This window comes from Streptomyces sp. NRRL S-1813, assembly GCF_000719605.1.
Taxonomy (GTDB): domain Bacteria; phylum Actinomycetota; class Actinomycetes; order Streptomycetales; family Streptomycetaceae; genus Streptomyces; species Streptomyces decoyicus.
Genome location: NZ_JOHB01000012.1, coordinates 257,725 through 277,851, shown reverse-complemented (window position 1 = coordinate 277,851; position 20,127 = coordinate 257,725). Strand labels below are relative to the sequence as shown.

At 70.8% G+C, this 20,127-nt stretch carries 19 protein-coding genes and 1 pseudogene; 12 read left to right on the top strand and 8 right to left on the bottom strand.

Going from position 1 to position 20,127, the window contains the following annotated elements; all coding sequences use genetic code 11:
* Complete coding sequence (locus tag IF67_RS0119865; RefSeq protein ID WP_030987462.1) at positions 1-885, top strand: amino acid ABC transporter permease; 885 nt, start codon at positions 1-3, stop codon at positions 883-885.
* On the top strand, positions 882-1,694 hold the full coding sequence (locus tag IF67_RS0119860) for an amino acid ABC transporter ATP-binding protein (RefSeq protein ID WP_063754364.1): 813 nt from the start codon (positions 882-884) through the stop codon (positions 1,692-1,694). Before IF67_RS0119865 ends, IF67_RS0119860 begins: the two co-directional genes overlap by 4 nt.
* A gap of 72 nt (positions 1,695-1,766) precedes the next feature.
* Here the strand turns inward: IF67_RS0119860 and IF67_RS0119855 are convergent, their stop codons facing one another.
* On the bottom strand, positions 1,767-2,300 hold the full coding sequence (locus tag IF67_RS0119855) for a GNAT family N-acetyltransferase (protein WP_030987458.1): 534 nt from the start codon (positions 2,298-2,300) through the stop codon (positions 1,767-1,769).
* 140 nt (positions 2,301-2,440) lie between these two features.
* Between IF67_RS0119855 and IF67_RS0119850 the strand changes: the two genes are divergently transcribed.
* The 5 genes from IF67_RS0119850 to IF67_RS0119830 all read left to right on the top strand — a co-directional run bounded on the left by IF67_RS0119850 (position 2,441) and on the right by IF67_RS0119830 (position 6,272).
* Positions 2,441-2,827 carry a VOC family protein gene (locus IF67_RS0119850; RefSeq protein ID WP_030987456.1) on the top strand — a complete coding sequence of 129 codons (387 nt, stop codon included), beginning with the start codon at positions 2,441-2,443 and terminating at the stop codon, positions 2,825-2,827.
* A gap of 235 nt (positions 2,828-3,062) precedes the next feature.
* Positions 3,063-3,722: a DUF5134 domain-containing protein gene (locus IF67_RS0119845; protein WP_030987454.1), complete on the top strand. Its 660-nt coding sequence runs from the start codon at positions 3,063-3,065 to the stop codon at positions 3,720-3,722.
* Positions 3,723-3,861: 139 nt separating this feature from the next.
* Complete coding sequence (locus IF67_RS0119840; protein ID WP_030987453.1) at positions 3,862-4,797, top strand: M56 family metallopeptidase; 936 nt, start codon at positions 3,862-3,864, stop codon at positions 4,795-4,797.
* Positions 4,798-4,845: 48 nt separating this feature from the next.
* Positions 4,846-5,577 (top strand): phosphatase PAP2 family protein, encoded by a 732-nt coding sequence (locus IF67_RS0119835; protein WP_030987452.1) that lies wholly within the window; start codon positions 4,846-4,848, stop codon positions 5,575-5,577.
* Entirely contained in the window at positions 5,574-6,272 is a 699-nt protein-coding gene (locus tag IF67_RS0119830; protein ID WP_030987451.1) for an HAD family hydrolase, read from the top strand. Before IF67_RS0119835 ends, IF67_RS0119830 begins: the two co-directional genes overlap by 4 nt.
* A gap of 31 nt (positions 6,273-6,303) precedes the next feature.
* Here the strand turns inward: IF67_RS0119830 and IF67_RS0119825 are convergent, their stop codons facing one another.
* Both IF67_RS0119825 and IF67_RS0119820 read right to left on the bottom strand, forming a co-directional pair.
* Entirely contained in the window at positions 6,304-6,702 is a 399-nt protein-coding gene (locus IF67_RS0119825) for a VOC family protein (protein WP_030987450.1), read from the bottom strand.
* 331 nt (positions 6,703-7,033) lie between these two features.
* The gene (locus IF67_RS0119820; protein WP_030987449.1) at positions 7,034-9,253 is read right to left on the bottom strand and encodes an NADP-dependent isocitrate dehydrogenase; all 2,220 of its coding nucleotides are present in this window, start codon (positions 9,251-9,253) and stop codon (positions 7,034-7,036) included.
* Positions 9,254-9,810: 557 nt separating this feature from the next.
* Between IF67_RS0119820 and IF67_RS0119815 the strand changes: the two are divergent.
* Positions 9,811-10,146 (top strand): annotated as a pseudogene (locus tag IF67_RS0119815) (SDR family NAD(P)-dependent oxidoreductase); the annotation flags it as partial.
* A gap of 149 nt (positions 10,147-10,295) precedes the next feature.
* Here the strand turns inward: IF67_RS0119815 and IF67_RS0119810 are convergent.
* From IF67_RS0119810 to IF67_RS0119800, 3 genes are all read right to left on the bottom strand, one after another.
* Positions 10,296-10,844 (bottom strand): hypothetical protein, encoded by a 549-nt coding sequence (locus tag IF67_RS0119810; RefSeq protein WP_030987446.1) that lies wholly within the window; start codon positions 10,842-10,844, stop codon positions 10,296-10,298.
* A 154-nt stretch (positions 10,845-10,998) separates the two neighbouring features.
* Positions 10,999-11,814 (bottom strand): DUF3761 domain-containing protein, encoded by an 816-nt coding sequence (locus IF67_RS0119805; RefSeq protein WP_030987444.1) that lies wholly within the window; start codon positions 11,812-11,814, stop codon positions 10,999-11,001.
* 195 nt (positions 11,815-12,009) lie between these two features.
* Entirely contained in the window at positions 12,010-12,594 is a 585-nt protein-coding gene (locus tag IF67_RS0119800; protein WP_234341189.1) for a hypothetical protein, read from the bottom strand.
* Positions 12,595-13,018: 424 nt separating this feature from the next.
* Between IF67_RS0119800 and IF67_RS0119795 the strand changes: the two genes are divergently transcribed.
* Positions 13,019-14,311, top strand: coding sequence for a sensor histidine kinase (locus IF67_RS0119795; RefSeq protein ID WP_078889514.1), 1,293 nt, complete (start codon positions 13,019-13,021; stop codon positions 14,309-14,311).
* Positions 14,308-14,964 carry a response regulator gene (locus IF67_RS0119790; RefSeq protein ID WP_030987439.1) on the top strand — a complete coding sequence of 219 codons (657 nt, stop codon included), beginning with the start codon at positions 14,308-14,310 and terminating at the stop codon, positions 14,962-14,964. Before IF67_RS0119795 ends, IF67_RS0119790 begins: the two co-directional genes overlap by 4 nt.
* A gap of 30 nt (positions 14,965-14,994) precedes the next feature.
* Here IF67_RS0119790 and IF67_RS0119785 read toward each other — a convergent pair whose 3' ends face one another.
* Positions 14,995-15,801, bottom strand: coding sequence for an ABC transporter permease (locus IF67_RS0119785; protein WP_051818271.1), 807 nt, complete (start codon positions 15,799-15,801; stop codon positions 14,995-14,997).
* A 41-nt stretch (positions 15,802-15,842) separates the two neighbouring features.
* Entirely contained in the window at positions 15,843-16,760 is a 918-nt protein-coding gene (locus IF67_RS0119780) for an ABC transporter ATP-binding protein (protein ID WP_030987435.1), read from the bottom strand.
* Positions 16,761-17,390: 630 nt separating this feature from the next.
* On the opposite strand from IF67_RS0119780, the gene IF67_RS0119775 reads away from it, so the two are divergent.
* Both IF67_RS0119775 and IF67_RS0119770 read left to right on the top strand, forming a co-directional pair.
* Positions 17,391-18,332 carry a hypothetical protein gene (locus tag IF67_RS0119775; RefSeq protein ID WP_234341188.1) on the top strand — a complete coding sequence of 314 codons (942 nt, stop codon included), beginning with the start codon at positions 17,391-17,393 and terminating at the stop codon, positions 18,330-18,332.
* A gap of 83 nt (positions 18,333-18,415) precedes the next feature.
* A complete protein-coding gene (locus tag IF67_RS0119770; protein WP_078889513.1) occupies positions 18,416-19,936 on the top strand; it encodes an amino acid permease in 1,521 nt (506 codons plus the stop codon).
* Positions 19,937-20,127 lie beyond the last annotated feature (191 nt).

Sequence of the window (20,127 nt, the reverse complement as noted above, 5' to 3'; positions counted from 1 at the left end):
GTGTTGAAGACCTCGGCGGCACAGGACGGGGCCGACGGCGGCTATGTGCCCTCGCCCCGGCGGATCGAGCGGGAGCGCTTCAAGCGGGCCAGGGCCCGCCGCGCCACCGCCGTCGCCGCGCTGAGCACCCTGGTCACCGCCGTCGTCCTCTACCTCGTCATCACCGGCTCCCCCGGCTGGCCGCGTACCCGGGAGACGTTCTTCAGCGCCGAATACGCCCGTAAGGCGCTGCCGAAGGTGCTGGAGGGGCTGCTGCTGAATCTGCGGCTGCTGGTGGTGTGCGGGGCGGCGGTGCTGGTGCTCGGGCTGCTGCTGGCGGTGGCCCGGACCCTGCGCGGCCCGGTGTTCTTCCCGCTGCGCGCCCTGGCCACCGCGTACACCGACTTCTTCCGCGGACTGCCGCTGATCATCTGTCTGCTGATGGTGGTCTTCGGGGTGCCCGCGCTGCGGCTTCAGGGCGTGACCACCGATCCCGTACTGCTCGGCGGCTCCGCGCTGGTGCTGACGTACGCGGCCTATGTCGCCGAGGTCTTCCGGGCGGGCATCGAATCGGTGCACCCCTCACAGCGGGCCGCGGCCCGGTCGCTGGGGCTCTCCGGCGGACAGACGCTGCGCTTCGTGGTGCTGCCGCAGGCGGTACGGCGGGTGGTGCCGCCGCTGCTGAACGATCTGGTCTCGCTCCAGAAGGACACCGGGCTGGTGTCCATCGCGGGTGCGGTGGACGCCGTCTACGCCGCGCAGATCATCGCCGGCAAGGACTTCAACTTCACGCCGTATGTCGTGGCCGGGCTCGTCTTCGTGGCGCTGACCATCCCCATGACGCGGTGCACGGACTGGGTCACGGCCCGCATGGACCGCAGGCGCGCCCAGGGAGGACTCGTATGAGCACGACGGACGACACCGCGCGGCCGGCCGACGAGACCGTCGGGAAGGCGGCGCCCGGCGACGGCCCGGTGCTGCGGCTGGAGTCCGTGCGCAAGACGTACGGACGCGGCACGGTCGTCCTGCGGGAGGTGGATCTGGCGGTCCCGCCGCACACCGTGACCACGCTGATCGGCGCCTCCGGGTCGGGCAAGTCCACGCTGCTGCGCTGCGCGAACCTGCTGGAGGAGATCGACGACGGCGCGATCTTCCTGGACGGCGCGGAGATCACCGATCCGCGGGCCGACGTGGACGCGGTGCGCCGCCGGATCGGGGTGGTCTTCCAGGCCTACAACCTCTTCCCGCACATGACCGTGCTGGACAACATCACGCTGGCGCCCCGCCGGGTGCACGGGGTGCCGCGTGCCGAGGCCGAGGCGCGGGCCCACGAGCTGCTGGAGCGGCTCGGGCTCGGCGGGCGGGCCGGGGAGTACCCCGACCGGCTCAGCGGCGGCCAGCAGCAGCGGGTCGCGATCGTCCGCGCGCTGGCCGGGCGGCCCCGGCTGCTACTGCTCGACGAGATCACCGCGGCGCTCGACCCGGAGCTGGTCGGCGAGGTGCTCGGCGTGGTCCGCGATCTCAAGGAGGACGGCATGACCATGGTCATCGCCACCCATGAGATGGGCTTCGCGCGGGAGGTCGCCGACCAGGTGTGTTTCCTGGACGGCGGGGTGGTGCTGGAGCGCGGCACCCCCGAGCAGGTCTTCGGCGATCCGCAGCACGACCGCACGCGGCAGTTCCTCCAGCGGATCATCCAGGCGGGACGACTGTGAGCGACGGCCGGGCCCTTCCGTGGGCCCGGCCGTCGAACTCCCGTCCGCCGGCCCAGGGGGGTGTCCCTCCCCTCAGCCGAGCGGCTTCACCAGCAGCTCGAATTCCAGGTCGGCGCGCTGCGGAATGCCGAACCGCTCATCGCCGTACGGGAACGGGGTGAGCTGCCCGGTACGCCGGTAGCCACGGCGCTCGTACCAGGCGATCAGCTCCGAGCGCTGCCGGATGACCGTCATCCGCATCTCGCGGGCGCCCCAGATCTCCTGGGCGGTCCGCTCGGCCTCCGCGATGATCACCTTGCCCAGGCCCCCGCCCTGGAGCTCCGGACGCACCGCGAACATGCCGAAGTACGCATGGTCCCCGCGGTGTTCGAGCTGGCAGCAGGCGATCAGCACGCCCTCCCGCTCGGCGACCAGCAGCCGGCCGCTCTCGCCCCGCACCACGGCGGCGACACCCTCGGGGTCGGTGCGCTGTCCCTCCAGCAGGTCCGCCTCCGTCGTCCAGCCGGCCCGGCTCGCGTCCCCGCGGTAGGCCGACTCGATGAGTCCGACGAGCCCGGGGACGTCGGCGTCGTGGGCGGTACGGAAGGTCAGCTCGCTGGTGGGCATGGTGCGTGGGGTCCTCTCGGTGCCGGACGAAGGGCTGAAAGGAGGCTAACAAGCGGTATGTGTGTCGCGTCAGGGCCCTTCGGCACGGCATTCCGGCCCGGCCTTCCGGCGGCGCGGAGCCGGCCGCGTAGGGTCCTGCCATGGTGCACGTACTGAGCAGCAGGGTGCTGTTGCGGCCGTCCGACCCCGAGCGGTCGCGGGCGTTCTACGGCGAGGCGCTGGGTCTGGAGATCTACCGGGAATTCGGTACGGGACCCGAGCGCGGCACGGTCTACTTCCTCGGCGGCGGCTTCCTGGAAGTCTCCGGCCGGGCGACCGCGGCGGCCACGGAGACCCTCCAGCTGTGGCTCCAGGTGGCGGACGCGGCAGCGGCACACCAGGAGCTGCTGGCACACGGGGTGGAGGTGCTGCGGCCGCCCGTACAGGAGCCGTGGGGGCTCATCGAGATGTGGATCGCCGACCCGGACGGCCATCGGATCGTGCTGACGCAGGTCCCGGCGGACCATCCCCTGCGCTACCGGCCCTGAAGGCCCCCCTTCGCCCGTACAGCCGCCGGCTCCTCGGCCGACCGACGGGGTCGTCGGTCCGGCGCCTCCGGCATCTCCGTCGGCCACCGGGCCGCGGCACTCGCCCACACCGCGTCCGCCGTTCCGGCACTCTCCGCGCTCCCCCTCCGTGCGTCCGTGCGCTCCCGTGTGACGGGCGGCGGCCGGGCATTCTGCACCCGATCGGTACGGCAGGCGGTGCTCGGGGAGGTACGGCGTGCACGAACCACCGTTGGTCGGCTGGCTGCTGGTGCTGCTGTGTGCCGCGGCCGGTGTGTACTGCCTCGTCCGGGCGCGTACCGGCCCGGCCGGGGACCGGGAGGATGCCCGCGGTGAGGGGCTGATGGCGCTGGGCATGGCGGCGATGGCGCTGCCCGCGTCCGCCGTGACACCGCCGGAGTGGTCGCCCTGGCTGTTCACCGCGCTCTTCGGGGCGGCGGGGGTCTGGGCGCTGGTACGGCGGCATCTGCATCACGCGATGGGCACGTTCGCCATGGCGTACATGGCGCTCGCGATGGCCGTGCCCTCGGCCCACATGAACCCGACGGGCTCGATGGGTGCGGCGGGACCGACGGGCTCGACGGGTCCGATGAGTCCCACGAGTTCGATGAGTTCGCTCAGTTCGATGAGTTCGATGAGTTCGATGGAGCACGCCGGGCCGGGGGGAGTGCCGTTGCTGACGGGCCTGTTGCTCGCCTACTTCACGGTGTATGTGATCGCCGCCGGGATCCGGCTGGTGCCGGGCGTGCGGGCGGCGGAGTCCGTGCCGGAGGGGGCGGGGGCGGAGCGGCCGGGGGACGCCGGGCCGTCCGGGGTGCTGCGGGCCTGCCGGGTGGCGATGGGCATCGGCATGCTGGCGATGCTGCTGACGGTGTGAGCTGCGGCGATGCCGTTGTGAACGGGTTCGCGCCCTCGGCACGCGGGGGCGGCGGTTGACCAGTGTGACATGGGTGGCATACGTCACATCCGACGCCGGGTCGTACCACCGAGTAGCAGTGCGCTCATAGGCTGACGGCATGATGGTCCCTCTCGCGCTGATGATTCTCGGCGTGCTGGCCGCGGCAATGGCGCCACGGCTGATGGCCCGTTCCGACTGGCCCGACCGTGAACCGGTGCTCGCCCTGTGGGTGTGGCAGTGCGTGGTGGCCGGTGTGCTGCTGTGCTGTGTGCTCGCGATGTCGCTGAGCGCGGCCGCCACCTGGGAGGCTGTCCGCAGCCCGGTGTTCGGCTTCGCCCCCCGGGTGGTCGTCGAGGCGTATGCGCTCCAGGGGTACGGGCCGTGGGCCGGGGTGCTGGCCCTTCTGCTGGCCGGCGGCGGCGCCTGGACGGCCTTCACACTGACCCGCGAGGTACGGGCGGCGCGCGCCCGCCGTCGGCTGCGCCGCGCCGAACTTCTGCGCCGCTCACCGCTGCTGCCCGGCGAGGAGCCCCTCGGAGAGCGCCTGGTCGTCCTGGAGGGCGACCGCCCGGAGGCCTGGTGGCTCCAGCACTCCTCGGCCCAACTGGTCATCACCACCTCGGCGTTGCGGAGGCTGAAGGGGCGTCAGCTCGATGCGCTGATCGCCCACGAGCAGGGCCATGCGCGGGCCCGGCACGATCTGCTGCTGTACAGCGCCTCGGCGCTGGCCGTCGGCTTTCCGCAGGTCCCGGTCTTCGCCGCGTTCCGCGATCAGGTGCACCGGCTGGTCGAGCTGGCCGCCGACGATGTGGCCTCGCGCCGCTTCGGCCGGCTGACGATCGCCCTGGCGCTGGTCGAACTCAACGAGGACCGCGGGGTGTTCGGCCCCTGCCCGGCCCAGCTCGCCCAGGTGCCACAGCGGGTGGACCGGCTGCTGGCCCCCGCCCCTCGCTTCACCCCCGGCCGCCGGCTCCGGATGACGGCAATGGCGGCGCTGGTGCCGGCCGTTCCGTTGCTGGTCACCTTCATTCCTGGGCTGAGCGCACTGAGGTAGGGCGCGGCGCCCTCGCCCGGGGCACCCGGTATCGGTGAGGATCGCTGTATGCCATCGACGCCGCTCCCCACCACCCGTACCCCCGACGTGGACGCCGACAGCCACCGGGCATCCGCCCCCGCCCTCCCCTGCACGCTGCTGTGCACGCTCCTCTTCGGCCTGCTGCTCACCCTCGTCGTGGTGCAGTGGGGCCCCTTGATGTCCCTGGACACGGCCCTCTCCGGCGCACTGCACCGGACGGCCGTCGCCGCGCCCGGCTGGACCCGTCTGAACCGGGTGCTCTCGGACTGGGTGTGGGACCCATGGACGATGCGCGCGCTGCTCGCGGCGGCGGTCGTGGTGCTCGTACGGCGTGGCGAACGGCGGCTCGCCGTCTGGGTGGTGGCCACCGCGCTCGTCGGTACGGTGCTCCAGCAGGCGGTGAAGGCCCTGGTCGGCAGGGACCGCCCCGCCTGGCCGGATCCGGTGGCCTCCGCGGGCTACTTCGCGTTCCCTTCCGGGCATGCGCTGACCGCGCTGGTCACGGGTGGCCTGCTCCTCTGGCTGCTGCGACTGGCCGGGGCGCGCCCGCTGTGGCGGTGGACGGCCCGGACGGTGATCGCGGTCTCGGTCGTCGGTGTCGGCTTCACCCGGGTGTACCTGGGCGTGCACTGGACCTCGGATGTCGTCGCCGGCTGGCTGCTGGGCGGGGCCCTGGTGACCGGGTCGGCGGCGGCGTACTCCGCGTACGTGTCCCGGCTGGATCCCGGCGCCGCAGAGCGGGCAGGATGGCGGTCATGACGGCGATCGAGGGTGTGCTGTTCGACTTCTCCGGAACGCTGCTGCGTATCGAGTCCGCCGAGTCATGGCTGCGCGCGGTGCTGACCGCGTCCGGCACGGCCATGGACGAGGCCGACATCGCCCGCTCGGCGGCCGCGCTGGAACGGGCCGGCGCGCTGCCCGGCGGCTCCTCGCCCGTCGAGATCCCCGCCGATCTGGCCGGTCTGTGGGAGATACGCGATCGCGACGCCCGCCACCACCGCGCGCTGTACACCGGCCTGGGCCGTCAAGTGCCGCTGCCCGAGCCGGAGTTGTACGACGCGCTCTACGAACGCTCCAGGACGGCGGAGGCCTGGCAGCCCTACCCCGACGCCGCCGAGGTGCTGGCCCGGCTGCACCGGCGCGGCATCCGTATCGGCGTACTGAGCAACATCGGCTGGGATCTGCGGCCGGTGCTGCGCGCCCACGGCCTGGAGCGCTATGTGGACATCTGCGTGCTGTCCTACGAGCACGGCCTCCAGAAACCGGATCCGCAGCTCTTCGCCCTCGCCTGCCGGGAGTTGGGGCTCGACCCGGCCGCCGTCCTGATGGTGGGCGACGACCGCACGGCGGACGGCGGCGCCACGGCGGTGGGCTGCTCCTTCCTGCCCGTGGACCATCTGCCGGTGGACCGGCGCCCGGCCGGGCTGCGGCCGGTGCTGGACCTCGTGGGCTGAGGAGCCCGGGCGCGGGCCGGACCGCGCCGGGTCAGACCGCGCCGCGCAGCTCCAGCCACTGCTGGAGCTCGACGATGTTTCCGTCGGGGTCCTTGAGGTGGGCGACCCGCATCCGGTCCGTCATCGGGGCCGGGCCGTTCACCAGGACGGCGCCGCGCCCGGTGAGCTGCGCGCAGTAGCCGTCGAGGTCGTCGACCCGCAGGACGACCAGGGACCGGTATCCGTCCGGCGCCGTCCCCAGCTCGCCGAGGACCTCGGCCATCCCGTCGCGCTCCTGTAGTGCGATGCCCGCCGAGCCGCTTTCGCAGCTGAACTTGGCATACGGACCGTCCGGGGCCTCGAACTGCGGCTGGAGGCCCAGGACGTCCCGGTAGAAGCGGTAGCAGCCGCGGAAGTCCGTGACGAGCAGGCGGACTTGGGCGAGTTCCATCGATACCCCCGTGAGCGATCAGCAGTGAGCCTACGGGCCGACGCTACCCCTCACGGGGCTCCGCCCCTCCCCCGGCCCAGCCGCCCACTGCCGCAGCGCCGCGAAGTCGAGGAAGAGGAGAGGCAGCGTGGGTTCCACGGCGTCATGATGCGCGCGCGGGGCCGGAGCAACCGCTTCCGACCGGCGGAAATCGAGGACGGAGTGCCGGGCCCGCCTCGGCGCCCCCGCCGCGGGGCACGGACCGCGGCACGGACCGCCACTGCCCGCGAAAACGGAACCGCCCCGGCCGGCAGGGTGCCGGCCGGGGCGGAAGGACTCCGCGGCTATCGCATCAGCTGAGGGTCTCGAGGGCCTGGTTGAGGGTCGTCGACGGCCGCATGACCGCCGAGGACTTCGCCACGGACGGCTGGAAGTAGCCGCCGATGTCGACCGGCGAGCCCTGCACCGCGACCAGCTCGTCGACGATGGTCTGCTCCTGCTCGGTCAGCGTCTTGGCGAGTGCCGCGAACGCCTCCGCGAGCTGGGCGTCCTCGGTCTGCTTCGCCAGCTCCTGCGCCCAGTAGAGCGCGAGGTAGAAGTGGCTGCCGCGGTTGTCGATGCCGCCCAGCTTGCGGCTGGGCGACTTGTCCTCGTTCAGGAAGGTGCCGGTGGCGCGGTCGAGGGTGTCGGCGAGCACCTGGGCGCGCGCGTTGCCCGTCGTCTGCGCCAGGTGCTCGAAGCTGACCGCGAGCGCGAGGAACTCGCCCAGGCTGTCCCAGCGCAGGTAGTTCTCCTTGACCAGCTGCTGGACGTGCTTGGGCGCGGAGCCGCCGGCGCCGGTCTCGAACAGCCCGCCGCCGTTCATCAGCGGGACGACCGAGAGCATCTTCGCGCTGGTGCCCAGCTCGAGGATCGGGAACAGGTCGGTCAGGTAGTCACGCAGCACGTTGCCGGTGACAGAGATGGTGTCCTCGCCACGGCGGATGCGGTCGAGGGAGAACTTGATCGCGTCGACCGGCGACAGGATCTCGATCTGGAGGCCCTCGGTGTCGTGCTCGGGGAGGTAGGCCTTGACCTTCTCGATCAGCTGCGCGTCGTGCGCACGGCCCTCGTCGAGCCAGAACACCGCCGGGTCGCCGGTCGCGCGGGCGCGGGTGACGGCCAGCTTGACCCAGTCGCGGATCGGCAGGTCCTTGGTCTGGCACATACGGAAGATGTCACCGGCGCCGACGACCTGCTCGAGCACGGCGTTGCCGCTCTCGTCGAGGACCCGCACGGTGCCCGTGACCGGGATCTCGAAGGTCTTGTCGTGGCTTCCGTACTCCTCGGCCTTCTGCGCCATCAGGCCGACGTTCGGCACCGAACCCATCGTCGACGGGTCGTACGCGCCGTTCGCGCGGCAGTCTTCGATGACCGCCTGGTAGATGCCCGCGTAGCTGCTGTCGGGCAGGACCGCGAGGGTGTCGGCCTCCCCGCCGTCCGGGCCCCACATGTGGCCGGAGGTGCGGATCATGGCCGGCATGGAGGCGTCGACGATGACATCGCTGGGCACGTGCAGGTTGGAGATGCCGCGGTCGGAGTCGACCATGGCGAGCTCCGGGCCCTCGGCGAGCTCGGCGTCGAAGGACGCCTTGATCTCGGCGCCGTCGGCCAGCGACTCGAGGCCCTTGTAGATGCCGCCGAGGCCGTCGTTCGGGGTCAGGCCGGCCGCCGCGAGGGACTCGCCGTACTGGGCGAACGTCTTCGGGAAGAAGGCGCGGACCACGTGGCCGAAGATGATCGGGTCGGAGACCTTCATCATCGTGGCCTTCAGGTGCACGGAGAACAGCACGCCCTCGGCCTTGGCACGGGCGACCTGCGCGGTGAGGAACTCGCGCAGCGCGGCCACCCGCATCACGGAGGCGTCGACGACCTCGCCCGCGAGGACCGGTACCGACTCACGCAGAACGGTGGTGGAACCGTCGTCGCCCGACAGCTCGATGCGCAGCGCGCCGTCCCGGTCGATGACCGCGGACTTCTCGGTGGAGCGGAAGTCGTCGACGCCCATGGTGGCGACGTTCGTCTTCGAGTCGCCCGTCCAGGCGCCCATGCGGTGCGGGTGCGCCTTGGCGTAGTTCTTCACCGACGCCGGCGCCCGGCGGTCGGAGTTGCCCTCACGCAGGACGGGGTTGACGGCGCTGCCCTTGACCTTGTCGTAACGGGCGCGGATGTCCCGCTCCTCGTCGGTCTTCGGGTCGTCCGGGTAGTTGGGCAGCGCGTAGCCCTGCTCCTGAAGCTCGGCGACCGCGGCCTTGAGCTGCGGGATCGAGGCCGAGATGTTCGGCAGCTTGATGATGTTCGCGCCGGGCGTCTTGGCCAGCCGGCCGAGCTCGGCGAGGGCGTCCTCGATGCGCTGGCCCTCCTCCAGGCGCTCGGGGAAGCTCGCGATGATGCGCCCGGCCAGGGAGATGTCACGGGTCTCCACGCTGACGCCGGCCGTCGACGCGTATGCCTGGACCACAGGCAAGAACGAATACGTCGCCAGGGCCGGGGCCTCGTCAGTGTGGGTGTAGATGATGGTCGAGTCAGTCACCGGGTGCTCCGCTCCACGTCTGCAACATTGCTCGACATCAAGATATCTCGTGACCGGCCCCCTCTCGACAGGACCCCGCCCCCGACAAAAGCGGAGGAAGCGGTTCCGAACGGTTTCCACCGGTGAAATCCGGCTGCCCGTCCAGCGGGGCGGCCACTCCGGCCCAGGTCCGCCCCCGGTCTGCTTCCGATCCGCTTCCGGTCTGCTTCCGGCCTGCTCCGGGCGCCTCGGGCAGGTGACAGGCCGGGCCGCAGTGCACCGTCGACCGGTATCAGCCGGTCCACGGCGCGATCTCACCCCCCGGCGGCTTCGTGACGCATGACATCCGCCGGTCTCGCGGCACATGACGGCCGCCCGCTTCGCAGCCGGCGATGGCCGTCGGACGTCATGACCCGCGGTAGCCACCGGCGGACGCCCGACAGGGTTGCCGGGCGCCGGCACGGAGCCATGATCGTCCCAGCGGACGCCCCGGGCCCATCCGCTCCCCACGGGCCCGGCCGCCCCGCACCGGCCGACATCAGGAGGACCGCCCACCGTGACCGCCACCGCGTACCTCGATCGCCTCGCAGCAGTCGGTCCGGGCGTTCGGCAACAGCGGCGCGTACGGTGTGTCCAAGGCCGGGCTCACCGCGCTCACCCGTTCCCAGGCGGAGGCCTGGTCCCGGTACGGGGTGAGCGTCAACGCGATCGCCCCCGGCTTCGTCCGCACCCCGCTGAACGAGGCGGTCTTCGCCGACCCCGGGCGCACCGAGGCGATGGCGCGCCGGACGATGACCGGGCGCAACGGCGAGCTGGACGATTTCGCGGGCGCGGCGGTGTTTCTGGCCGGGCCGGGGGCGGCGTATGTGACGGGGCAGACGGTGTTCGTCGACGGTGGTTTCTCGGTGACCTGACCGCCGGGCGCCGCCGACGGGACAGACCGAACGGGGCGGCACGGGCGACTGAGGGCACGGCCGTGCGGCCGATGGGGCAGGCCGAACGAGCGGCACGGGCGACTGAGGGCGCGGTCGAAGAAGGCCGCGCCCTGGGCCGTGGCGGCCGGTCAGCGGGCCTTCGTCCACTCCTTGCAGCCATTGGTCTCGAACGTCTCCCCCCTGTTGACCGTGACGCGGGCCGGACCCTGGGGGGTGCCGGTGGCGATGATGCTGTCCATTTCCCCGCTGGAGTCCTTGGCGCGCGCCCAGTAGCACAGCGGGACATCGGACGCGGCGGGGCCTCCGGTCCTGTAGGTGCCGGCGGCGATGTCCTCCCCCACGAGGTAGCTGCCCTGGCCGACCGTGGCGTCCGGAGGCGCGGGCACCTCCGCCCGCTCCACGGGCTTCGCGCCGCTCTTCGCGTTCTCCGCCCTGGCCTTGGCCGTCTTGGCGGTGACGGTGACCGTGACAGTGGGGCCGGGCTTCGCCACGGTCTTCTTGCCGCCGTCGTTGCCGCTTCCGACCGCGGCCCCGAGCCCGAAGACGATGCCCGCGCACACCACACCCACTGCGATCTTGAGTGCGGCGTGGTTCTTCTCCGGCGGCTCGGCGACCTGCGGCGGCGCGAACGGGTGGGGCGGCCGGCCGGACGGGGCGGGCGGCTGCGAGTGCGACATGAACAATCCCCCTGACATCTGTGATGGTGTCGTGATGACCGCCCAACGCCGTTGAAGGTTGTACGGCTATGTGCCCTCGCGTGCCGCGGCACCCCTTATTTCCCGTCGGTCCCGTGCCGGGTTATTTCCCGTCGGTCCCGTGCCGGGCGGTTGGTCAGGCCGGAAGGCTCCTCAGCCAGACGGCGACACCGTGGTGATGGCTGCATGTGCCCCGCCGGTGCCCGCTGTAGCTGTACGTCCCGTCGTTGCAGCGCGCGGAGGCGCCTGCCGGGGCTTGCGGCTGCTCTTCGCCACCGCTCGCGGAACCGCCGCTGCCCTCGGAGCCCGTCCCTCCGGAGGAGCTGGAACTCCCGGAGGAACTGGCACTCCCGGAGGTGGCGCTCCCGTCCGCACCGGAACCACCGGAGGAGTCGCCCTCGTCCACGCCCGAACCGCCGGAGGTGGCGGAACTGCCGGTCCCGGTCGGTTCATCCGTGGGCTCGGCCCCGTCGTCGCCGCCCGTGACCTCTGCCCCATCAGGATCGTCGCAGCTCTCATCGGCCTTCACGACGGCGAACGTCAAGGTTTTGGTGTCCTGCATGACGGCCCCGGCGGCCGGCTCCTGTTCGCAGACCTGCCAACTCCGGTCCCATACCTGCATACGTTCCCGCATGGACAGATCCCGGCTCTTGAGCAGGTAGATGCCCGCACGCTGTGCCGCGTCCTGCGCTTCCTGCAGGTTCTGGCCGGTGTAGTCCGGCACCGTGATGGTGTCGCCCTGGCTGCCGGACGCGTCGGACTCACCGTCGGACGCATCGGACTCGCCGTCGGACGCATCGGAGACGGACGTGGTGGCGGACTTCGTTTCGTCGTCGCCGTTCATCAGGTTGACGCACCCGCCGACGAGCAGCACGAAGACCGCAATGACCGCGCAGCCGAGCCTGGCGTTCTTCTTGTCCTCCGGCGACGTCGACCCCTGGTTTCCCGTCATATGGCCCCCTGCCTTGCGACTGCACGCTCCCCTGCGTGCATGGCCCTGCCCACGGTCGCGAACCGCCGCCCGGCTGAGACCGGAGAGACAAGTGGTGTGAGCGTGAAGCGAGGTAAGCGTGAAGCCGAGCTCCTGCCGGACGACAAGACCCCGCCGCTCTTCGGACGCGACGGGGCTTCCTGCCGCTTCAGGCCGTCAGAAGTTGCCGTTGGAGAGGATCTCGCCCTTGGCGTCGTAGATGGTGACGAGGCCGTTCTTGGATTGCTTCCAGTCGGCGAAGACGGAGGCGATCAGCTTGCCCTCGCTCTGGTGGGGGCCCACCATCCCGCCGGTGAAGTCGGTGTAGATGTCGACCGAGTCGAGGATGTCGTTCTGCTCTTCGGCGCCTTGGACTTTGGTGACGTGCCCGATGGCGGCCTTCTCGTTGGCGCTTCCGTTTTTCGCGACAAAGGCCTTGAACTGGTCGACCGGTGACTTGTGGGCCGCCTTGGGCTTCTCTTTCGGCTCGGCCTCGGCCGGCTCGGCGTCGCCCTGCGCCTTCCCCTTCGCCGGTGCGGTGGCGGCCTTGCCGGGCTTGCCGGCCTGGGGTTCGGCGTCGCTGCCGCCCACGGCGGCGGCGACGATCCCGATCAGGACGAGCGCACCGACGGCACCGCCGCATCCGATGCCGACCTTCGCAGCGGCGCTCTTCTTCTTCGGCGGTGGCGGCGCATACATGCCGGCCGGCATCGGCGGCTGCTGTCCAGGCTGGTCCGGATACTGCCGATTCATCTGATTCATCACGATCCCCCCAAGGTGTCTGGAACCGGGAGAGTAGCGAGTGATTGAACATCGAAATAGATGAAGTGAAGAACCTGTGATGATGTCGTGACCGAAAGGGGTGGACCAGACACGGTGCGCGAAGGGCGAAGGGCGGCTTGGCGGCGCGACCGCAGCCGACAGCAGGGTCGCCTTCACCTCACCCCGGGGCGGCGGGGCGCGAGGGCGCCACTCCCCGTACCGGCTCCGTACCGCACCGCAGCCCTACCGTCCGGTACACCGATCGACCGATGCTTCGAAGGCCGGATTGCTGCATGCTGGTCCAACTGACCGAGCAATTGGTTGATTTCAGAAACATCCGCACGGGCGACCAGGCAGAAACGGGCAGGGCACGGCCCCCCACCGCCGGTGAAGACCCCACACACCGCTGGAGGATGGAGCCGCCATGCGACTTCGCGACGCCATACGGGCCGAGCCGCGGGTTCCAGGCCCCCCTCCGGCCCCGTCTCCCCCGCCCGCGAGCGCCCACCGCTCCCCGTCCGCCGACGGGCGCCGGTGGCGCCCCACGCCCCTCCCCGCACGGCCGCTGTGGTGGGAGAACCGCCGGGGCATGGTCTTCGACGTCCTGGTCGCGCTGGGCTGTGCGCTGTTCCCCACTGTCCTCGTGGACGTCCAGGGGCAGTACCCGCTCGGGCTTCCCGCGGCGGCCTACTTCACGCTGGCTGCCTTGACGGGGCTGGCAGTGGTGGTGCGGCGGCGTTGGCCGACGTGGCTGTGCGTGGCCGTGATCCTGGCCCTTCCTGCCGAGGTCTGCTTCCCGGCGCTCACCGTCTGCCTGTACTCCCTGGCGAAATACGGTCGCAGCCGACGCACCCTGGCTGCGGTGTCCACGGTGGCGACCGTCGCCACCGGCGCCTACCTGCTCCTCACCGACCAGCGCGCGCTCACCGTCGAGGACCTGGCGTCCGGCATACCGCTCCTGGGCCTTCTGCTGGTGGTGCCGGTCCTGGCCGGCCTGTACGCGAGGGCGCGGCGGACGGTGGTGGAGAACCTGCGCGAGAAGGCCGAACGGCTGGAGCGCGAGCAGCGCCTGCTGGCCTCGCAGACCCGGATGGAAGAACGGGCCCGGATCGCGCGGGAGATGCACGATGTGGTCGCCCACCGGGTGAGCCTCATGGTCATTCACTCCGGAGCCCTGGAGGTCACCCCGGCGGACCGCGATCACACCACCCAGGCCCGGCTCATCGGCGAGATCGGCCGGCAGGCGCTGGACGAGTTGCGTCAGGTACTGGGCGTACTCCGCGTCGACGAGAGCGAGAAGGCGGCGCCCCGCGCCCCGCAGCCGACTCTGAACGACCTGTCCAGGCTGGTCGACCAGTCGCGCGCCGCGGGTATGCGGATCGAACTGACCACGTCCGGCCCCTCCCGGCCGCTGGACGCGACCGCCGAGCGCACCGCGTACCGGCTGGTCCAGGAAGCACTGACCAACGCACACAAGCATGCGGGAGGAGCCGCCACCCTCGTCCGGCTGCGGTACGTGCCCGACGAGCTGCACATCACCGTGGACAATGAGGTGCCCAGCGCCCCGTCGACCGCACGTCTGCCCAGTGGGGGCCACGGCCTGGTCGGCCTCCGTGAGCGGGTCACCGTCCTGGGCGGGTCCTTCGAGGCCGGCCCGAGACCGGACGGCGGGTTCCGGGTCTCGGCCGTGATACCCACGAGGGAAGAAGCACCATGAGCATTCGCGTTCTGCTTGCCGACGACGAGGACCTGGTCCGGTCCGGCTTGAGCATGATCCTGGAGGCCGACCCCGGCATCAGCATGGTGGCCGAGGCCGGCAACGGGGTGGAGGCCGTGCACCTGGCCCGCCTGCACCGGCCCGATGTGGTGTTGATGGACATCCGTATGCCGGTCATGGACGGGCTGGCCGCGACCGTGGAGATCAACCAGTTGCCCGCCCCGCCCAAGCTGGTGGTCCTCACCACCTTCGATCTCGACGAGTACGTGCATGCGGCCCTGGAGGCCGGCGCGATGGGGTTCCTGCTCAAGAACACCCCGCCCCGCGACCTCGCCCGCGCGGTCCGGACCGTCCACGACGGGGATGCCATGCTGGCCCCTTCGGTGACCCGCCGGCTGATCTCCAACTTCTCCGCCCGCGGTACATCGAGGGCCAACGACGCACGGCGCCGCATATCCGTCCTGACCGAACGCGAGGGCGAGGTGCTGCGCCTGGTCGGCGAGGGCATGTCCAACGCCGAGATCGGCGCCCGCCTGCACATGAGCGAGTCCACCGTGAAGACCCATATGAGCCGTCTTCTCGCCAAACTCGAGTGCACCAACCGCGTCCAGGCCGCGATCCTTGCCCACGATGCCGGCCTCCTCGCGGCGTAGCGTGAGGCGGTGCCCACGACGCCCGCCTCGTCAGGCGTCGCGCTTGTCCAGCAGATACAGGGCACCCGCCATCGCGGCCGCCGCCCAGGCGCACAGCACCCCGAATCCGGCCCATGGACCGAGACCGCCCAGCATCGGGCCGGGCTGCATGATCGCCCAGCCGGCGCTGCCGGGCACGAGGCTGCCGGGCAGGAAATGCCCGAGGCCGCTGAGCACCGGGGTGGCCGCGAGCGTCGGCACCACGAAGACGAGCGTGAACATCACGACGATGCCGCCGACCGTGCTCCGGAGCATGGCGCCGACCGCCAACGCGAGCACGGCCAGCGCACTCAGGTAGAGCCCGCCGCCGAGAACCGCCCGGACGACTGACGGATCGGTGACCGAGCCGGCGACAGCGGGGGCGGAAGAGTACTCGACGGCGAAGCAGACGATGCTCAGCAGCACCCCGGTGACCAGCACCAACGCGGCCGTGACCAGGGCCTTGGCGATCAGCCACGGTCCGCGCCGCGGTACGGCCGTCAGCGAGGTGCGGATCGTCCCGGTGCTGTACTCGCTGCCGATGGTCGTCACCGCGAGCACCACGACGGCGAGCTGGCCCACCCCGAAGCCGATATGACTGTTGATCACCATCTGGGCGATGGGCTGGGGGCCTTCCTTGTCGATGACCGTGGCCATGACGGCGCTGATGCCGACGGCCACCGCCGCAGTGGCGAGCAGGCAGCACACGGTGGCACGGACAGTGCGGAGCTTGGCCCACTCGGACCGGATCAGCTGGGGGAAGACGGGGCCGGGGGGAAGGGCGGACCGGTGCCCGGTCGCGGGGATGGTCAGGGACATGGGGCTACCTCCTGGGTCGGGATGTGGCTGCGGCGCGCATCTCAGGCCGGTGGCAACGAGTCGGCGCGGTACTCCACGCTGTCCTCGGTGAGCCGCATGAACGCCGTCTCCAGCGAAACGCGCTGCCGCGACAGCTCGTGCAGCGCGGCCCCGCACGCCGCGGCGGCCGCCGATACCTGCACCGGATCCAGGCCGGTGACCAGGAGCGCGCCTTCGTCGTCCGCGGTGACCTCCCCGCCGGCCTCCCGAAGTCTTCCGGCGAGCTGAATGGCCTGCGGAGAGCGGACCTTGACCATGTCCCGTGAACCGCCCGCGAGAAATTCCCGCACCGCGGTGTCGGCAATCAGCCTGCCCCGGCCGATCACCACGAGATGGTCGGCCGTCACCTCCATCTCGCTCATCAGGTGACTGGACACGAACACCGTGCGGCCCTCCGCGGCGAGCCCCCGCATGAGATTGCGGATCCAGCGCACGCCCTCGGGATCGAGGCCGTTGACCGGCTCGTCGAAGAGCAGCACCTGCGGATCGCCGAGAAGAGCGGCGGCGATCCCGAGCCGCTGTCCCATCCCCAGTGAGAAACCGCCCACCCGTTTGTGCGCCGCCTTCGCGAGGCCGGCGATCTCCAGGACCTCCGCCACCCGCCTGCGGCCGATCCCGTTGCTGTACGCAAGGCCCAGCAGATGCCCGTGCGCCGTGCGGCCGGGATGGACGGCCTTGGCATCGAGCACGGCACCGACCTCGTTCATTGGGTGGCGCAGCTGGTGGAAGGGCTTGCCGTTGACCAGCGCACTGCCTGCTCCGGGGCGGTCCAGGCCCAGGAACATCCGCATGGTCGTGGACTTGCCCGCCCCGTTCGGGCCCAGGAAACCGGTCACCCGGCCGGCATGCACGGTGAAGGACAGCTCGTCCACCGCCGGCTTCCCGCCAAAGCGTTTGGTCAGCCCCCTGGCCTCCAACATCCCGACGCTCACGAACACACTCCGTTTCCCGCACCAGTGCGCTGGACTTCTCCGTCCCCAGCACCGTAGGAACGCGGCCCCGCCCGGCGGATCGCCGGAAAGGCCGGACTCCGCCGCCCGATCGTCCCGAGGCGCGACCCGCCCGCTGCGACTTTCGACGGACCACCGGGTACGCCGGCCGAGGGACACCGCCCCGGGGGCGCCCGGCCACCATCCCCCGCGCCGAACCCGTTACCGCGCCCGCGGCGCCGACTGTGCCCCCTCGGCACGGAGACGCCCATAGCGGTCAAATCGCCCTACGGCGCGCTCGACCGGGCCCCGGAGGGGAGTGCGCACACCCCCCCACCCGCCCCCCTAAGAAGCAATCGCACGAGCTTTATCAGCGAAGGAATGTGCGCCACCGTGCGTCAGTGAATAGTCTTCTTTCTCAAGTCAGCACTTCATGAACGAAGTTGACAGTCAGCTTGCGCAACTCATGCATCCCCACGTACAGGAGATTCCGGTGATTGCCCCTCAAGGTCGCATCGGGCTTTCGCCTGGGCACGAGAAGGCACCACAGCACGGACCGGATCGCCTTGCGCACGGTGAGGTACTGCTACCCCCGCCCGAGAAGACTGTGACGGGACGGCCGTGAGACGCCAACCGGCCTTCGACCGGCATCCGGCGCGGGACGACTCCCGGTTGCGCGCAGTGGCGGAGGACGCCGCGATGGGCAGATGGGAAGGCGCACGCGAACTGCTGGCCGCGACCGGTGCCGACTGGGACCGCCGTATCTTCCGTCTCCAGGTGCTCGCCCGCGCCGGGGCACGGCTCACCTTCGCCGACACCTGGGCGCAGGCCGAACCCCGTTCCCCGCATGCCCTGGCCCTGCTCGCCACCGTCCAGGCCCTGCGCTCGATGGCTCTCCCACGGGGGCAGGGCAGCGGCTCGGAGATGGAGGAGGCGTGGCAGAGCTGCCATGCCGCCGGTGATGCCCTGCCGGCCGATCCGACACCGTACGTCGTCATGCTCGCCCTGCTGCGCTACCACTCCCCCGACCGCGACCGGCAGTGGCGGGAGACCATGCAGAGCGTGTGGCAGGAGGTCGAGGAACGTGACCCGTGGAACAGGGAGGCGCACCACGAGCTCCTCACCTACATGTTTCCCGACTGGCACGGCGTGGCGGGCGAGATGTTCCACTGGGCGCAGGAACGGTGCGCCCATGTCCCCCGTGGGATGCCGCTGCACGTCCTGCCGCTGGTCGCGCTCGCCGAGTCGCACCGTACGCGGATGAAGAAGGAGGGCCACCGGTACGGCCTGACGGTCCATCCGTGGACGGACAACCCGTCGACCCAGCAGGCGTGGGTGAACTGGTGGACGTACCGGGCGCCTTCCATGCCGCACGCCGCGTTCCACGATGACGCCAACTACCTGGCCCACGCGATGTCCTTCGCCAATCAGCACCGGGCGGCGGCCGAGGTGTTCGACGCCATCGGCCCGTACGCCACGGATGTGCCGTGGAGCTACTGCGGAGACGCTCAGCAGCTCTTCACCCGTCATCGGAAGTGGGCGGTCAAGGGGTCCGCACCGTAGCGCCGCCCCGAGGCCGAGCAGACCGATGTTGTGCCGCAATGCACCGCGCCACCACTAGGAGAGGCCCAGCCATGCCATTGGACATGCCAAGCGTCACGCAGACCGAGGAGGAACGCCTCGCCGAACTCGGCATCACCCAGACGTTGGACCGCTCGATGTCCGGGCGGCAGAATTTCGCCGTCTCGTTCACCATCATCAGCATCCTGTCCGGCTGCCTGACCATGTACGGGTTCGGCATGAACACCGGCGGGCCGGCCCTGATCATGTGGGGCTGGGTCCTCGTCGGCCTGATGACCCTGTTCGTCGGCCTGGCCATGGCCGAGGTCTGCTCGTCCTATCCGACCTCCGCCGGCCTCTATTTCTGGGCGCACAAACTCGCCCCGCAGAAGTCCGCTCCGGCCTGGGCCTGGTTCACCGGCTGGTTCAACACACTCGGCCAGGTGGCCGTCACCGCGGGCATCGACTTCGGCGCCGCGTCGTTCCTCAACGCCTACCTGAACCTTCAGTTCAGCTACGCCGCCACCCCCGCCCACACGATCACGCTCTTCGGTGTGATCCTTCTGCTGCACGCCGTGGTGAACACCTTCCGCGTGCGCGTCGTCGGCTTCTTCAACACGATCTCGGTGTGGTGGCATCTGATCGGCGTCGTGGTGATCGTCGGCGCCCTGCTGATCATTCCCGACAAGCACCAGTCCCCTGGTTTTGTCTTCACCGAGTTCGTCAACAACACCGGCTGGGGCTCGGCGGTCTACGTCGCGCTCATCGGTCTCCTGATGGCGCAGTACACCTTCACCGGCTATGACGCGTCCGCCCACATGACGGAGGAGACCAAGAACGCCTCGGTCGAGGGGCCGAAGGGGATCGTCCGCTCGATCGTCGTGTCCTGGGCGGCCGGCTTCGTGCTGCTCTTCGGCCTGACCTTCGCCATCCAGTCCTACAGCGGCGCCCTGGAGTCGGACACCGGTGTGCCGCCGGCACAGATCTTCATGGACGCACTGGGCGCGAGCACCGGCAAGCTGATGCTGCTCGTCATCATCGGCGCGCAGCTGTTCTGCGGTATGGCTTCCGTGACCGCGAACTCCCGCATGATCTATGCCTTCTCGCGCGACGGGGCGCTGCCGTTCTCCTCCGTCTGGCACAAGCTCCACCCGGGGACCCGCACCCCGACCAACGCCGTGTGGCTCGCGGCCGGCGGCGCCTTCCTCCTCGGTCTGCCGTACCTGTTCAACACGACCGCGTACGCCGCCGTCACGTCCATCGCGACGATCGGCCTCTACATCGCGTACGTGGTGCCCACCCTGCTGCGTCTGCGCCAGGGGGAGAACTTCCGGCGCGGTCCCTGGCACCTGGGGCGCTGGTCCAGGCCCGTGGGCCTGATCGCGGTCAGCTGGGTCGTGATCATCACGGTGCTGTTCATGCTGCCCCAGCTGAACCCGGTGACCATCGAAACGTTCAACTACGCGCCCATCACCGTGGGTGTGGTGCTGGTCTTCGCCGGCACCTGGTGGCTCGTCTCCGCCCGCAAGTGGTTCCTCAACCCGCGGCACCCGCGGAACAACCCGTCGCAGACGCCGGTACCGGAGCGGGCGGCCTCCACTCCGTAGGCGCCCGGCCCGACCTCACCGGCCAACGGCCCGCCCGCCCCGTCCCAGGACACACTCCCTGCGGACCGGGCGGCGGGCCGTACCCGTGATCTTCTTCGGCGTCATCGAGGTGGCGACCCTGCCGACCGCACCTCTCAGCCGCTCCACAACAGAACGCATCCGAGGGCGCTCACGCCATCCCTGACCGGGAG